Raw genomic sequence first — 14,984 nt, 5'->3', positions numbered from 1 at the left:
GATCCAGGGAGCAAGGGGCACGGCGGCTTCCCGCCTGCCGTGCCCCGCGGGTCACCCTGAGGCGGGTGCCGAGTCGGCACCCGGCTCAGGTGCCGCTCACTTGGTCAGCAGCATCCGGAACCCGGCAGCCGGCCCTCGGCCGGAGGGGGCGACAGAGGCTCCCTCGCCCTTGCCCTCGATCCGAAGCGGCTTACGGGTCTCGCGGTTGACGAGCTGATAGACGTCGGCTCCGTTCCCACGCCCCGAAGGCATCCACCACTCCTGACGCTTGTCACCGGCCTCGCAGGTGGTGAGCGCCGTCTTGCTCTTGCCGGACGGCGCGGTCAGGCACTTGTCGGTGCCCTTCAGCGCCACAGTGAGGTAGCCGTCCTTGCCGATGGCCCTCGACCAGACCTGCTTGTCGCCGGAGCCGCAGTCCTGCTGGACGACCGAGTCACCCTCGCCGCTCCCCAGGCAGACTCCGCCCCGCTTCCCGGCGAGCCGCATCTCGAGGGCGGGAGCCGGCTGATCCTTGATCAGATAAGGGCTGTTGGCGAGGTTGTACCCGGGCCGCTTCGCCAGCATGCTGCCCGACTCGGGCCGGGGGCGGAAGTAGGAGAACTCGTCCTTGGCGCAGTCCAGGAAGACGTTCGCCATGAGGTCACTGCAGCGCGGGGAGCGGTCGTATCCACGGCAGATGGGATCGCCGCCCTGGTCACGCTTGTTGTCGCAGTGACTGACACCGAACTGATGGACCATCTCATGCGTGACCGCGGGGACGGTCGCACAGCCCCACGACACAGCGGCCCGCCCTCTGAACATGGAGGATCGCAGGCGTGCCTTCGGCGTCGTGGCGACACCGCAGCCACGCGGCTTGGTGTCGAAGAAGTACACCGGCCGGGTGCGCTTGAACCGCTTCTTGACCGCCGCGGGAGCCTTGCGGATCTCGGCGGCCACGGCCGCCTCCGCCTTCATGCGGGCCTGGGGGAAGGAGGGCCTGCCCGGCAAGCCGTCGACGGCGACGCTCATGACGTCGATCTGGCAGTCCTTGTCCTGGACGAAGCGCAGACGGCGGCTGTCCCCCTGGCCGAAGCGCTTGGCACTGGCTTCGAAGATCTGGTCGGCGCTCCACATGATGTGACGGACGCTCTTCACTCCGGCCGCCGGGTCCTTGCCTGCCCGGTGAACGTAGACCGGCTGGTACCAGCCCTTGTTGGAACTGTCCTGCTGGTCGCAGGCGACCGGGGGCGTCGTGACGGCGGCGGCCGGCGGAGCCTTCTTCTCCGCCTGCTCCTCGCTCGCCCACCCGGGCATACCGACAGCTGCCCAGCCCAGCGCGGCCGCAACGGCCATGGCCACGGGGATCGCGGCCATGCGCGTCGCCTTGTGCTTGTTCCTTGCCACGTGCTCTCCAACGTTGGAGGACCCGGGGGCAGGGATGCATCGGAAGGAGTTCTGGAGATCGCCCGGCGAAGGTACAGCATGGCGCGCATGAAGCCAAGAAACCCGAACGACGGTAAAGGATTGGTAAACGACCGGGACGGGGTGCGGATTTCCAGGTCCCTCCCACGAGAACCCCTCAAGAAGCAGGACACCGGTCGAAGGGAACAGCACCGCGGAGCTGGAGATCGCCGGACGGAGTGACCGACCGAAGAGGATCGGTCCTCCGCTCCGTCCAGAACCGCACCTGATCCGCGAAGGAAAGGAGCCGTATCGAACGGACGACGCCGAGGCGCATCGCCTCGACAAGCCGCCCGCCTCTGCTACCCCCAACCGGGCGCGCTTCCCGTCCCCGGTCCGGCTGCCACCAGGCCGGTCCGGGGACGGGCCAGAGAATCGGCTCGGTCCCCCTGGTCAGCGGACGGGGACGAGATTCCAGCGTTGGTGCGAGCTGCCGCTCGCGGGCCGCTGGACGACCTTGGCACCCGCGGCCTTCGACGCCTTCGCCACCTCGGCCAGTTGGCCGTGCAGGCGGCTCTCGAGGACGAAGCCACCCGAGTCGGACCGTGCCACCAGCCACTGCTGACCAGGACTCTTGTCGCCGGTCGACAAGTTGAGCGGCGCTTCGGGCAGAACCGAGTTCCCGGAGACGGCCAGGACCTTCCCGCCGGCGACGCCGGTGATCGTGTAGTACCCGTCACCGGTCGACGTCAGGCGCCACCGCTGGTTGGTGCCGCCGTGGGCATCCCACTGGACGACAGGCGTCCCGTCGGCCGTACCCCGGGCGTGGGCGTCGAGCACCTTGCCGCTGTTGGCGTTGACCAGGGTGTAGGTGCCGTCGAGGGCGGTAGCGGAGCCGGGGGTGACCTTCAGCCCGCTGAACTGTGCGCCGTGGTAGCCGCCCGTGCCGAGCCCGATCTGACCGGCGCCGTAGCTGCCGTCCCTGACGGTGCCGACCTCGGTGCCGTCGATGCGCGCGGTGATGGTGTCGCCCTCGAAGGTGAGGGCGAGGTGGTGCCATGTGCCGGTGCCGGGGGGCGCGATCCTGCCGTCGGCAAGATTGGTGAAGTTCCAGTTCCTGTCGGTCTTCTGCAGCGACCAGCGGCCGGTGTCGGACAGACGCAGGTGATAGGCGTTCAGTCCCTTGTTGTTGCGGCGCTGGGTGCCGACACGGCCGAGGATCTCGATGGTGCCCGGCTCTTCCAGCAGGACATCCGAACCGACCGTGTAGTCAGCCCAGTGCAGTCCGCCCATCAGGGTGTACGGGTGATTGCTCGCTTCGTCGGTCCAGCGGATCGGGGAGAGCGGGGCCTGCTGCCTCAGGCACCGGCCGGCGCGCCCGCCGGCGCAGGGCGCCGTCTCGAAGGCTCCGTTCATGGTGGAGAAGAGGCGCGCCTCTTGGCCTGGCCCGGTGCCAGCGAGGCTGTCCGCGTAGGGCAGCGGGAGTGGTGAGCGGATCGGACCGGTCCCGGTTCCCGAGCCCTGGCCGGTGGTCGTGGTGACGGTGTAGATCCGGCCGGGCCGGAGGGTGAGGGTGTAGGCCCCGGCCGTGGGGGTGAGGTCGCCTTCGCGCACCAGGTGGCTGGTGGTGGTGCGGTCCGAGAGGTCGGTGGACCAGACACGCAGCGTGCCGCCCGGCAGGCCGCCGGCCGTTCTGAGGGTCACGTTCTGCGGGGCGTCGGCGTCCATGGTCTCGAAGACGGTGCTCCATGCCGACTTGTCCGCCGCCCGGTAGCTGACATGGCTGCCGTGGGCGCGGTTGCCGCCGAGGTAGCCGGACGCGGTGTCCAGGTACTTCCAACCGGGCCGGGTGAACTGCGTGGTGTGTGCGGTGGCCCAGGTGCTGCGTCCGACGCTGTACGCCCCGGACCAGGGCTGGTCGGCGATGACGAGGCCCATGGTGTTGTAGTGCAGGTTCTGATAAAGGGAGGCGACCAGCGGCCAGTTGAGGAAGCCGGTCATCCTGGCGTCCAGGTATCCGCGGTTGATGCCGCGTGCGATGGCCGGTGCTCCGGCGTTGGCGTCGTCGGAGCCGGTTTCGCCGGCCCACAGTTGTTTGCCGGTGGCCAGTGCGTCGGTGGTGGTGGCGCAGTTGGTCATCGGGGACCGGTACCCGCACGGGTAGTGAGCACCGATGACGTCGACGGCGTCCTGGAGGGCGCTGTCGGCGCGCATGCTGGTGGCGATGTCCCAGTTGTCGTCCGCGCCGACCACCTTGGTGGTGTGGCCCGCCGCTCTGAGGGTGGCGGCCAGGTCCTTGTACCAGGCGGCGTCGTACTCACGCTCGTTCCAGCCACCGAGGTAGTCGATGGACAGATCGTGCTGCCGGGCGCAGTCGAGCCAGTTCATCAGGTACCCGATCATGTCCCGGGACCAGAAGTCGCCGTTGCCGATCCAACCGGGCGCGCCCCAGGACAGGGCGTAGAGCTTGACCGACGGATTGCGCCGCTCGGCCTCCTTCATCAGCCACCATTCGTATCCCGCAGCGCAGTTGACGGTGTCCCGGCTGTGCTGGTGGCTGCTCTCGGCGCCGTCGGTGGAGTTGGTGTCGCCGCCGATCTCCACCTTGAGCATCTGGAGGGCCGCGCCGTGGCCCGGCTTGAAGAGGTGGTCGAGTATCTGTGACCGTTGCGGCTCCGGATAGTCGCGCAGCAGGCGGGAGTTGCCACCGCCGCCGCTGATCGCCCCGATGCCGTCGAAGGTTCGTCCGGCGCTGTCCCCGTCGAGTGTGATCTCCGTCGAGGCGAGGGCCGCGGTGGCGGCCGGCATGGTGGTCCCGCTGAAGAGGAGTGCGCAGCAGACGATCAGACCGGTGACGGCCCGGATCCAGGGAGCTTTGCGGCTTCTTGTTCGCTGAGCCGTGTGCATGGCGGATGGGTCTCCAACCTGGCCTGGGGGGCGGCTAGTTCTCCTTGAGGGTGATGTCGTCGCAGTACCCGTTGCCGGTGCCCGAGCGCGCGTAGCAGTAGATCCTGGCGGTGTCGGACGTGGCACCGGTGGTGAACGTGGTGGAACCCCTGGTGTAGGAGGTGCCGGTGAAGACATGGCGGGTGGACGAGCCGGCACTGTCGTATCCCTTGGCCCCGAGCGAGACTTGGGTGCCGGCGGACGAGACCTTCCCGTACCCGCTCAGCCGGTATCTGGTGCGGGTCTTGAGCTGGACGACCTGTTCGACGGCGGCCTGAGCCGGACCGACTCGTACGGCGTGGAGTCCGCTGTGTGTGCCGGTCGTGACGACGCCGACGCTCCCGTAGGGGGACCAGGCAGCGAGGGTGCCCGACTCGAATCCGGAGTCGATGGCGAGGTCGGGGGCCGGGCAGTCGCCGTCGTCGAAGTCGCTCAGTTGGTGGAACCCCGCGTCGGGGCGGCAGACTCCCGGGGCGGGTGATCCGAAGTAGTCCTCGGTGGCGCCCGCCGCGACCGGTCCTCCTGCGCGGAGCGCCGGGGAGCCGGGTGTCAGCCGGTAGTCGCCGGGCCTCGTGCCGCCGGGGTTCTCGATCTTCGGGTCCGCCGTGTTCCCGGCAGCGTCGATCGGCTGGTCGGCCGGGTGGTTGCCGTAGAAGGTGTTGCCGTTCCAGAGGAAGTCGGAGGGCGTGTACTTCGGTCCGGAGTAGCCGCCGGAGCCGAGGTTGTAGAAGATGTTGCCGCTCAGCACCATGTTGGTGGTGGCCGCCCGTTGGTGGACGACGGCAGTGCGCGACCCTGCGGGGAGATAGACGGTGTTGTTGTGGACCCTGGCGTTGTCGTCCTTGGTGACGTCGAAGACCCGGCCCTTGTCGGAGCGGCTGAGGTTGTACCGGACGACGGTGCCGTGACTGCTGGAGCCTGTTCCGCAGCCGCCGCAGAAGAGCATGAAACCGCCCTCGTTGTCGTGGCTGTGGTTGTACTGGAACACCGCCCGGTTGTTTCCGTAGTCGGAGTCGAATGCCTGGCCGTCGCCGTTGCCGGGGAGCTTGCGTACGTGGTGGACCTCGTTGTGCTGGATGAGGGTGTCATCGCTGTTGATGGTCCAGATACCGACGTTGGAGCCCATGGGGCGCATCGCGATGTCGTGGACGGTGTTGTGCTCGACCAGGGCGTGGCTGGAGGCACGGACCACGATGCCGTCGCCGCCGGTGTCGCTGATGTTGTTGCCACGGAAGACGATCCCGGTGTTGGCACGCCAGTTGACGGTGGATCCGCAGCCGTCGCCGGAGCCGTAGATCGGCCTGCACATCCAGGTGGTGCGGTTGGTGAGGCCTTCCCGGTCCACGGCGGTGATCCGGGAGTTCTGCACCAGGACGTCGTCGAAGTTGGTCGGCCTCGTGGTGCCGGAGACGCGGAACTGGATGCCGTTGGACCACTTGGTGGCGTCGCCGTCGACGTGGTGCACGGAGACGTCGTCGACCACGTAGTGGGTGCCGACGCCGTCCGGGAGATCGGCGATCTCGACCAGGAGGCCGTTGCGCTCGCGCCTGGTGGTGGCGCTGTCGGGGAAGGTGATCTCCAGGTCGCGGATCTCCCACTGCTCCACGTTGTGGAGGTGGACCGCGGCCTTCTCGGTGGTGGCGGCGTCGCCCGAGACGACGGGGCGGCCGCGGCCCGCGCCGTAGCCGGCGAGGGTGATGGGCGCGCCGTCCGTGCCGGAGCCTCGCGGCTTGAGCGTGCCCTTGCAGGTGGCACCGCGCTTGAGCAGTAACCGGTCACCGGGCCGGAACAGATGGGCGTTGGCGGTCGCCAGGCTGTTCCAGGGGCTGGCATGGCGGCCGGTGCCGTCGTGGGATGCCGAGCAGTCGAGATACCAGGTGGTGGGAGTCGCTGCCACGGCCGGGAAGAGGCTCTGGAGAGCGAGGATCACGGCGGTCAGCGGTACGAGTAAGACGCGTCTGAGTACGGCAGGCAGGAGCATGGTCGGACTCCCGGATCGGGGAGGAGTGAGGGGCCCGTGTCGCACCGTAGGCAGAGCGTTTGAGCGAGTCAACATGTTCGTATCAAAAGACCGAACATTGAGCGAATGATCGCTGCTACGCGCTCTGACTCGATGAGGGTGGGGCAGTCACGCTCACGCGCTCGGTGTGCCGCCGCAGGAAGCTCGGACCTTCAACTCCGGCAGGAGGTCGAGATGGTGGACGGGCAGCGCCGGGTCGCTCTTGAGCCGGCGCAGGATCAGCTCGACGGCCGCGGCGCCCACGGCGTGCCTCGGCGGTGAGACAGCGGTCAGGGGTGGGGCACCGAGGGCGGCGACCACATCGTCGTAGCTGACCAGCGCGATGTCCTCGGGGATCCGCAGGCCCTTGTCGCGCAGCATCGGGGACAGTTGAAGGGCGTCCTGGTCATTGTGGACGAGTACGCCTCGCACGCCGCTTTCAACGGCTTCGACGATCTGGCGGGCGATGTCCTCGGCATGCGCGGCGGGTTCGTCGATGTCGATCACCGGCTCGGCCGGCAGTCCGAGGAGCACGCAGCCTTCGGCGTACGCACCGCGCACCTGCAGGGCTGTCCAGGTGTCCTTGCGAGCGGCCAGGGCGACCCGCGCGTGCCCGAGCGCGGCCAGGTGCCGCAGGGCGATGAACACACCGTGGTGGTGGTCGGAGCCGACGGAGTCCAGCTCGGCGAGAGGGGTTCCGTGCGGCGCCCGGCGTTCGACCAGGACGGCCGGGACCGGCAGTTCACCGATCCAGCGCAGGTCGTCCGCCGACCGGGACGGCGTCCAGTTGGGAACGAGCAGCAACCCCGCGACGCCCGTGGCGAGCAGTTGCTCCACCTGGGCGCGGTCGGCTTCGGCTTGATAGGAGGAGATCCCGAGCGTCAGGTGGGCGCCCGCGGCTCCGGCGGCAGCGCGCGCACCAGCGATCACCTCTCCGAAGTACTGGCCCACCGTCGGCACGAGCAGGCCGAGTGCCGGCCCTCCCGCCTCTCTGGCCGGCAGGGAGACGGACCCATGGGACCGGCTGACAAGACCCGCTTCCGCGAGTGCCGCCACGTCCCGGCGCAGCGTGACCGCCGGCATGTTCAGGTGCTGTGCCAGATCCGTCACCCGGATCGTCTCCAGGCTCTGGAGCGCTGCGAGGATCCCCTCTCTGCGCCTGTCGGCGGCAGCGGACATGGCGCCCCTCCCCTGGTTGCCCAACACAAGGAAATCTATCATTCGATCGAATGACATCGAATTCGATATGTCGGCGATGGAGAGGTCAGGGGCGGGCGCCGGTGCCCCGGGCGCCCGCCCTCGTGGTCACTTGCCGGCGCCCATGGTGATGCCCTCGGTGATGCGGCGTCCGAGCCAGGCGTAGAGGCCGATCATCGGGAGGATCGAGATCGACACCCCGGCGAAGAGGGCGCCGAAGTCCGCGCCGGTGAACTGCTGTTGCTGGAAGTAGTTCAGCAGGGCCAGGGGGAGGGTGAACTTGTCGTTGGTCTGGATGAACATCAGCGCCAGAAGAGTCTCGTTCCAGATTCCCATCGCGTTCAGCAGGGTCGCGGTCAGCAGGCCCCCGCGGGCGAGCGGCAGCATGATCCGCCAGAAGGTCATCGCCGCGGACACCCCGTCGAGGGCCGCCGCCTCCTCCAGTTCGGCGGGCAGCGAGGCGAAGAAAGAGGTCAGCAGGAAGACGGTGAACGGCAAGGAGACGACCACATAGAGCACGAAGAGGCCGAACAGACTGTTGATCAGCTCCAGGGAGTTCATCAGCGCGTAGAGCGGGAGGACCATCACCTGGACGGGAATGCCCAGGCCCAGGACGAAGTACAGGTTGAGGCCGTTGGACAGCCGGCCGGGCCTCCTGCCCAGCACGTACGCGGCCGGACCGGCGATGACGACGGTCACGGCCGACGCGGTGACCACCAGCACCGTCGAGTTGATGAACGCCGGCCCGAAGCCGCCGTCGTTCCAGGCCGTCGCCCAGTTCTCGAAACGCGGGGTGGCGGGAAGGGACCAGGGGCGCTCCAGGATGTCCCTGCTGGCCTTGAACGAGCTGATCAGCATGAAGGCGAAGGCGAACAGGCAGAAACCGGTGAACAGCCAGACGGCGGTTGTTCCCGGCAGGCGGGCGAGAACGCGCGCGAGGCGTCTGCGGCGGGGGGTCCTGGCCGGGGCCCGGGGCTCGGCCGGCTGGGTCGCGACGGTGGTGGTCATCGCGGGTTCCTTCCTGACGGGTTCAGAACTGCAGCGGTTCACGGCGCATCAGGCGACGGAGCACGATCACCAGGACCGCGACGAAGACAAGGGTCGTCACGGCTGACGCGGCCGCGTATCCGAACTGGTTCACCGGGGTGATGCCGCCGACTGTCTCGCCGTAGACGAACATGGCGTTGTTCCACTGGTAGGTGGGCGGCAGAGCGCCCTGGTTGCCGCCGAAGGCGAGGATGAACTCGAAGATCTTCACTGAGGTGATGGTCCAGAGCACGGCCGCGGCCGCGGTGACGTCCCAGGACAGCGGCAGGGTGACATACCTGAAACGCTGCCAGGCGTTGGTGCCGTCGAGCCGGGCCGCCTCGTAGAAGGAGACGGGGATCCGGTCGACGCCGGCCATCAGGATCGTGACGTAGTAGCCCGTGTTGATCCAGACCAGGGCGACGAGGACGGCGCTCATCGTCCAGCCCGGCCTCAGCCACTCCACGGGGTCGATCCCGATCCCGTCGAGGGCCTGGTTCAGCAAGCCGTCCAGGCTGAGCAGGACGCCCCAGAAGATCGCCAGGACGACGGAGGAGACGATGTGGGGCAGGAAGATCACCCCGCGGATCACCCGGCGGCCCCGCATCTCACGGAGCATCAGCATGAAGCCGAAGCTCAGCACGAAGATCGCGGCGCCGACTCCGAACACGATCTTCAGGGTGTTGCCGAACGCGGAGCGGAAGGCGGGGTCGTTCAGCAGCTGGCTGTAGTTCCGGGTGCCCGCCCACTGGGGGGAGTTGATCCCGTCCCAGTCGGTGAAGCTGGTGTACAGCGAGTACAGGGTGGGCCCGATGAACAGCGCGGTGTACAGGGCCAGGGCCGGCGCCAGGAACGGTGCGAAGATCCGTCCCCGGCGACGTTCCAGCGGCGACCGGGTGGTCGCGCTCACGGGTTGGCCTTCCAGAAGTCGACGGAGGCCCGCCTGGTCTGGTCGATGAACTCGTCCGCGCTCGTCACGCCCTGGATGAACCGCACCACGTTCGGGGTGTACGCCTTGGTCGCCCAGGCCGCGTAGTCCACGAACAACCGTGCCTGATCGGCGTAGACGTCGTTGCCGTCGAGCGCCTTGGCGACCGCCGCGAGCTCTTCGGGCGCGGGGACGTCGGGGCGCGGGGCTATGTTGAGTGCCTGGGTGGCGATCCCGGTCAGGTGCTTCTTGTTCATGAAGTACGCGATGAACTTCTGTGCCTCCGCCGAGTTCTTGGCGGTCTTCGGGACGGCGAAGCCGAAGAAGTTGACGCCGACCGCGGTGTTGCCGCCGTCGATCGCGGGGAGCTGGAAGTTGCCGTACTTGAAGTCGGCGTCGACGTTGGGCTTGCTCTCGCCGGGCACCCAGGTGCCGTTCAGATAGAACGCGGCCTTGCCCTGTGCCCAGCTGGTCTGGGCCTGGGTGCCCTGTGTGGACTCGTAGCCCTTGATGAAGTGGTGGTCCCGCAGGTGCTCGACCTTCTTCACGGCGGCGCGGACCTCGGGGTCGTCCCAGGCGGCCCCGGACTTGTCGGCGGCGAGTTCGCGGACGCCCTCGGTGCCCAACTGGCGCTGCAGGGTGAGCAGGGTCCAGTAGGGGTCGTTGCTGGGCAGGGCGATCGGGGCGACACCGGTCGCCTTGATGCCGTCGAGCTTCTCGACGAGGTCCTCCCAGGTCTTCGGCGGGTTGGCCGCGAGCTCCGGGTACTTGGCGGCGTCGAACCAGACGCCCTCGGTGGCCACGGAGTACGGCACCATGAACGGCTTGCCGTTCTTGTCGTTGAGGTAGGCCTTGTACTTCTCCGGGATGACTTCGGCCACGGTCTTGTTCTCGCCGGGAATCGTCGCCGTGTAGACCGGGCTGAGGTCGGCGTTCTGACCGGCGGAGACCAGCGTGCCGAGCGCGTTGACCGAGTTGTCGACCAGGTCTGCCGCGGCGCCGCTCCTCAGGGTCGGGGTGATCTTCTGGATGACCTGCCGGCCCTGCCACTGGATGTTCACCTTGATGCCGGTGTCCTTGGTGAACTGGTCGGACGCCGCCTTGATGACCTTGGCCTGCGGCTCGTTCTGGTTCCACATCGACCAGTAGGTGAGGGAGTCGCCTTCGTCATCGGAGGAGGAGCCGCAGCCGCTCAGCGTGCCGGTGGCGAGCGCGAGAGCAGCTACGACGGCGATTCTTCTGGTACGGGCGGTGATGGTCATACGCGTGTCCTGTTCGGTGATGGTCGATCAGGTGGATGCGGTGGGGTGCGGCCCGAGGGCGCTTCAGGAAAGGGGCAGGCCCCAGCGGAACGTGCGGCAGTCGACGGGCTCGACGGTGAGGTCGGGGGTGTCGCCGGTACCGGTGATCAGGCACTCGGCTCCGGGAGGAAGGCTGATCCGCAGCAGGCCGTCGTCATCCCGGTTCCAGGTGGTCGGTCCGGGGAGCCCGTCGAGCGGGCGGACAGCCGCGGCGCCCGTGAGGGGGCCCGGTGCGAGAAGGCAGGGCTCCCCCGCCTCGCTGCGGACGCGGATCCAGCGCGTCACACCGTCACGCCGGCGGGCGCTGATCCGGAAGGCGCCCTCGGCGACCAGGTCGTGCACCGTCACGTCCGCCCAGGCACGGGGGACGGCCGGGAAGATCCGGATGACGCCGCCCCAGCTCTGCAGCAGCATGTCGTGCAGGCTCTGCGCGCCGGACAGCGGTGTCTCGATGACCGGGCCGGTCTCCGCGTACATGGTGTTCGGTTCGACATACATGTCCAGCAGCTCGCCGAGCCGGACCAGTGCCGTATCGCCGTCACCGAGGAGCGCGTGCATCGACGCGGCCCCGGTGAAGCTGTAGCCCTGGAGTTCGCCGGTCAGGCCGAGCCAGTGCTCCATGGTCCGCAGCAGGAGGGCCCGGTTGCCGGGGTCGGCGACGTCGAGCCGGTGGAGTGGATGGAACCACAGCAGGTGCGAGTAGTGCCGGTGGGAGCTGGTGAGCCGCAGGTCGCGGCCGATGAGGAGGCCTTCTTCAGCGTTCCGCGGCGGTGGAGTGAGGTGATCGAGGACGTGCTGCCACCGGTCCGCCAGCGGGTCGGTGATCCCGAGCCGGGCCGCTGCGTCGAGGAGCGTCCCGCACCCCCAGTGCAGCAGCGCGAGGTCGTAGTTGCAGTCGGCCGTGATGCCGTACTCGGGCGAGTAGGTGGCCGGCAGGTGCAGGTGGCCGGAGTCGTCCTCGGTGAGGAAGTGCAGGTGGTAGTTGACGGCTCTGCGCAACAGGGGGAAGACGGTCGTGCGCAGGAACGTCTCGTCCATGGTGTGCCGGTACGCGAGCCAGGCGTTGTGCAGGGCCCAGAGGAGGTTGCCCGTCTCGGGCAGTACCTCGGTCCGCCCGGGGACGCCGGCCGGTTCGCTGCGCAGGTCGTCCTGGCTGGAGCGGCCGATGGCCAGGGAGTCGCCGCGGTAGGCGGGCGGGGTCGAGGCGAGCAGTCCGGCTTCGCCGTTCTCCAACGCGGTACGCAGGGAGTCGAGTTCCGTGCGACCCGTCGGGTGGATCGGCGAGTACGCGAGCTGGACGTTGAGGTTCCACCAGGCGGCGGGCCAGGGGGTGTGTTCCAGCCAGGGTCCGTTGGTGGCGAGCACCGGCCTGTCCGCGCGGGTGGCGCAGGCCAGCTTGTACATCTGGATCCAGTAGAAGCTCTGCAACCGGCCGTCGGGGACCGAGAGGAAGCTCTTCGGGTAGTAGGCGTGCCACCAGTCGCGATGGGGGGCGACGAGCCGGTCGGTCGGCAGCTCGGCGGCGTCGTTCATGACGGCGACCGCCGTGTCGCTCGCCGAGGGGTCGGTGGCGCTGTGGGCCACCGTGCACAGCAGGGTGGTGGTCTCGCCGTCCGGCTCGGTACGGGTGCGCCAACGGGTCTCGGTACGTCCGCCGCACGCCAGATCCTGCGTGCACACGCTCTCGCCGTCGCGTCTGGTCAGCACGGGCAGCGGGTTGTCCTTGAGCCCGGTCGGGCGCTGCTCGGGGTAGAACGCCTCACGGGGAGGGACGGCCGCCTGAGGCACGAACCTCCAGGACACCTGCTCCGCGCCCCGCAGCGGACGGCAGTTCACCACGAGGAGATCCTTCGAGGCGTGGACGAACGCCCTGATGGTGACCGCGCCGCGGGTGGTCTCGACGGTGCCGGCGACTTCCGCGTCCCAGAGGGAGAGGCGGAGGTCGACGCCTGTGAGCTCCCCCCGCGTCGTCAGGACGAGGCGGCCGATGGGTAATCGTGTCCCGCCCCAGAGGGGGCCGCCGGCCTCCTGGTGGTCGCGGACCCGGCTGTCCCCGAGTACGAGGGTCAGCCGGGTGGCGTGTCTGGGCCTGCGCAGGGAGACCGAGAGACCGCCGTTGCCAAGGAAGGGGCCGTCGTGGAAGCCCGTGGGGACGGCCTGCCACACGGGGTCGAGCCCGCTGAGGAAGTCCCGCCAGCCGGTGCGGACGGCAAGCCGGTCTCTTGATGCCGGGTGGTCCGGGGAAGGTCGTGGGTGGGTTGTGTTCATGGGTCCTCTGCTCGGTTCGGCGCGAGGGGTGAGCGAACGGCACAGCGATGGGAGGCGGTCCGGGCTTGTCCTTTCGGGTTTGCCGGTATCGGTCGGCGGTCACCGGCCGAGCCAGCCGCCGTCCACGGGCAGCAGGGTTCCGTGGACGTAGTCGGAGGCGGGAGAGGCGAGGAAGACGGCGGTACCGGCGATGTCCTGTGGCGTGGCCCAGCGTCCGGCGGGGATGCGGTCGAGGATGGCGGCGTTGCGCCGCGGGTCTTCGCGCAGGGCACGGGTGTTGTCGGTGGCGACGTATCCGGGCACGAGCGCGTTGACGTTGACGCCCCGGGGCGCCCACTCGTTGGCCAGGGCCCTGGTGAGGCCGGCGATGCCGGACTTGGCGGCGGCGTAGCCCGGGACGGAGATTCCGCCCTGGTAGCTGAGGAGCGAGGCGGTGAAAATGATCTTTCCGGATCCTCGGCGCAGCATCTGCCGGCCGATCTCGCGCGCGAGGACGAACTGGCTGCTGAGGTCGACGGCCAGGACGTGATCCCAATCGGCGTCGCTGTGTTCCGCGGCGGGTGCGCGGGCTATGGTGCCGGCGTTGTTGACGAGGATGTCCACCGGCCGCTCCAGGCCGCCGAGTTCGGCGGCGAGAGCCGTGACGGCCGACCGGTCCGCGAAGTCGGCGCGCAGCGTACGGCACTGCCGTCCGAGGGCGGTGACCCGCTCGGCGACCTCGCTGCCGGAGTCCGGCAGATTCGCGCTCACGGCGACGATGTCGGCTCCGGCGGCGGCGAACGACTCGGCGATGGCCAGGCCCAGGCCCCGGCTGGCGCCGGTGACGACCGCGAGCCGACCGCTCAGGTCGAAGAGCCGCTGGTGTGGGTCGGCGGTCATGCCGGTTCGTTCCCTTCGCTTCTCCGGCAGTCGATCAGGACCTTCATCACGCCGGAGCCGGAGCCGGAGTCGAGAGCGGCGAACGCGACCTCGGCGCGGGTGAGCGGCTCGATCCTGGAGATCAGGCCGACCGGGACACGGCCCGCGGCGAGCAGCCGGGCGGCCTGCTCGAAGTCCTGGCGCCAGTAGAGCCGGGCGCCCAGCACGGTCAGCTCCCGCCAGAAGACCCGGTGCAGGTCGACTTCACGCGCGACGGGGTGGATGGCCACCACCACGAGACGTCCGTGCACTTGGAGGCAGTCGACGGCGCAGGTGACACCCGCGGCGGAGCCGGACACCTCGAAGGCGACTGCCGCGCCCACGCCTTCGGTCCACTCCTCGACCAAGCCACGGACATCGCCGGTATGTGGATCGGCACAGGTCAGTCCGAGGCGCTGGGCGATGGCCCGACGCTGGGCGTTGGGTTCGAACATGAGCACCTGGGCTCCGGCCCGGCGGGCGACGGAGGCGATCAGGACTCCGATCGGGCCGCCGCCGAACACGACGGCCTTCTCTCCGGGCCTCAGTTGAGCGCGGCGCACGTCGTGAACGGCGACGGCGGTGGGTTCCACCAGCGCGGCGTGGTCGAGGCGCAGGCTCTCCGGTAGGCGTACCAGGAGGTCGGCCGGGACCGTCCAGCTGTTCTGCATCGCTCCGTCGGAGTCGATGCCGAGGAAGACGAGCCGGTGGCAGACATGGGCGTGCCCTGCCGAGCAGGCAGGACAGTCACCGCACGAGACGGTCGGCATCACGGTGACGGCCTCGCCCGCTCTCCAGCCGGTGACACCGTCCCCGATCTCGGCGATCCGGCCGGCCATCTCGTGGCCGAGGACGGTGGGCGGGGTGACGCGGCCGTCCATCGCGCCGTGGAGGATGTGCAGGTCCGTGCCGCAGATACCGGTGTACGCGACATCGATACGGACCTGTCCGGCGGCGGGCGGTACCGGGTCGGCAGGGCGGACGAGCACCGTCCCCTTGCCGGTATAGGTGGCTTGGCGCATCGGGGCCTCCGATGGTGGGT

General features: G+C 69.1%; 10 protein-coding genes. All 10 read right to left on the bottom strand.

The window, feature by feature from the left end:
* Positions 1-96: 96 nt before the first annotated feature.
* Positions 97-1,383, bottom strand: coding sequence for an RICIN domain-containing protein (locus KJK29_RS33995; RefSeq protein WP_215122996.1), 1,287 nt, complete (start codon positions 1,381-1,383; stop codon positions 97-99).
* Positions 1,384-1,833: 450 nt separating this feature from the next.
* The gene (locus tag KJK29_RS33990) at positions 1,834-4,287 is read right to left on the bottom strand and encodes an RICIN domain-containing protein (protein ID WP_251058000.1); all 2,454 of its coding nucleotides are present in this window, start codon (positions 4,285-4,287) and stop codon (positions 1,834-1,836) included.
* 34 nt (positions 4,288-4,321) lie between these two features.
* Positions 4,322-6,307: a carbohydrate binding domain-containing protein gene (locus KJK29_RS33985; RefSeq protein ID WP_215122995.1), complete on the bottom strand. Its 1,986-nt coding sequence runs from the start codon at positions 6,305-6,307 to the stop codon at positions 4,322-4,324.
* A gap of 153 nt (positions 6,308-6,460) precedes the next feature.
* Complete coding sequence (locus KJK29_RS33980; protein ID WP_215122994.1) at positions 6,461-7,504, bottom strand: substrate-binding domain-containing protein; 1,044 nt, start codon at positions 7,502-7,504, stop codon at positions 6,461-6,463.
* Between the two features lie 126 nt (positions 7,505-7,630).
* The gene (locus KJK29_RS33975) at positions 7,631-8,530 is read right to left on the bottom strand and encodes a carbohydrate ABC transporter permease (RefSeq protein WP_215122992.1); all 900 of its coding nucleotides are present in this window, start codon (positions 8,528-8,530) and stop codon (positions 7,631-7,633) included.
* Between the two features lie 22 nt (positions 8,531-8,552).
* Positions 8,553-9,458, bottom strand: coding sequence for a carbohydrate ABC transporter permease (locus KJK29_RS33970; protein WP_215122991.1), 906 nt, complete (start codon positions 9,456-9,458; stop codon positions 8,553-8,555).
* Positions 9,455-10,738, bottom strand: a complete 1,284-nt coding sequence (locus tag KJK29_RS33965; RefSeq protein WP_215122990.1) for an ABC transporter substrate-binding protein — start codon at positions 10,736-10,738, stop codon at positions 9,455-9,457. The genes KJK29_RS33970 and KJK29_RS33965 overlap by 4 nt, the downstream gene beginning before the upstream one ends.
* Before the next feature lie 63 nt (positions 10,739-10,801).
* Positions 10,802-13,045, bottom strand: a complete 2,244-nt coding sequence (locus tag KJK29_RS33960) for a glycosyl hydrolase family 95 catalytic domain-containing protein (protein WP_215122989.1) — start codon at positions 13,043-13,045, stop codon at positions 10,802-10,804.
* A gap of 99 nt (positions 13,046-13,144) precedes the next feature.
* Positions 13,145-13,924 carry an SDR family oxidoreductase gene (locus KJK29_RS33955; protein ID WP_215122988.1) on the bottom strand — a complete coding sequence of 260 codons (780 nt, stop codon included), beginning with the start codon at positions 13,922-13,924 and terminating at the stop codon, positions 13,145-13,147.
* Positions 13,921-14,964 (bottom strand): zinc-dependent alcohol dehydrogenase, encoded by a 1,044-nt coding sequence (locus KJK29_RS33950; protein WP_215122987.1) that lies wholly within the window; start codon positions 14,962-14,964, stop codon positions 13,921-13,923. Before KJK29_RS33950 ends, KJK29_RS33955 begins: the two co-directional genes overlap by 4 nt.
* Positions 14,965-14,984 lie beyond the last annotated feature (20 nt).

The sequence above is a fragment of the Streptomyces koelreuteriae genome (assembly GCF_018604545.1).
In the GTDB taxonomy this organism is placed as follows: Bacteria; Actinomycetota; Actinomycetes; order Streptomycetales; family Streptomycetaceae; genus Streptomyces; species Streptomyces koelreuteriae.
This window is presented reverse-complemented; position numbering and strand designations above follow the sequence as displayed.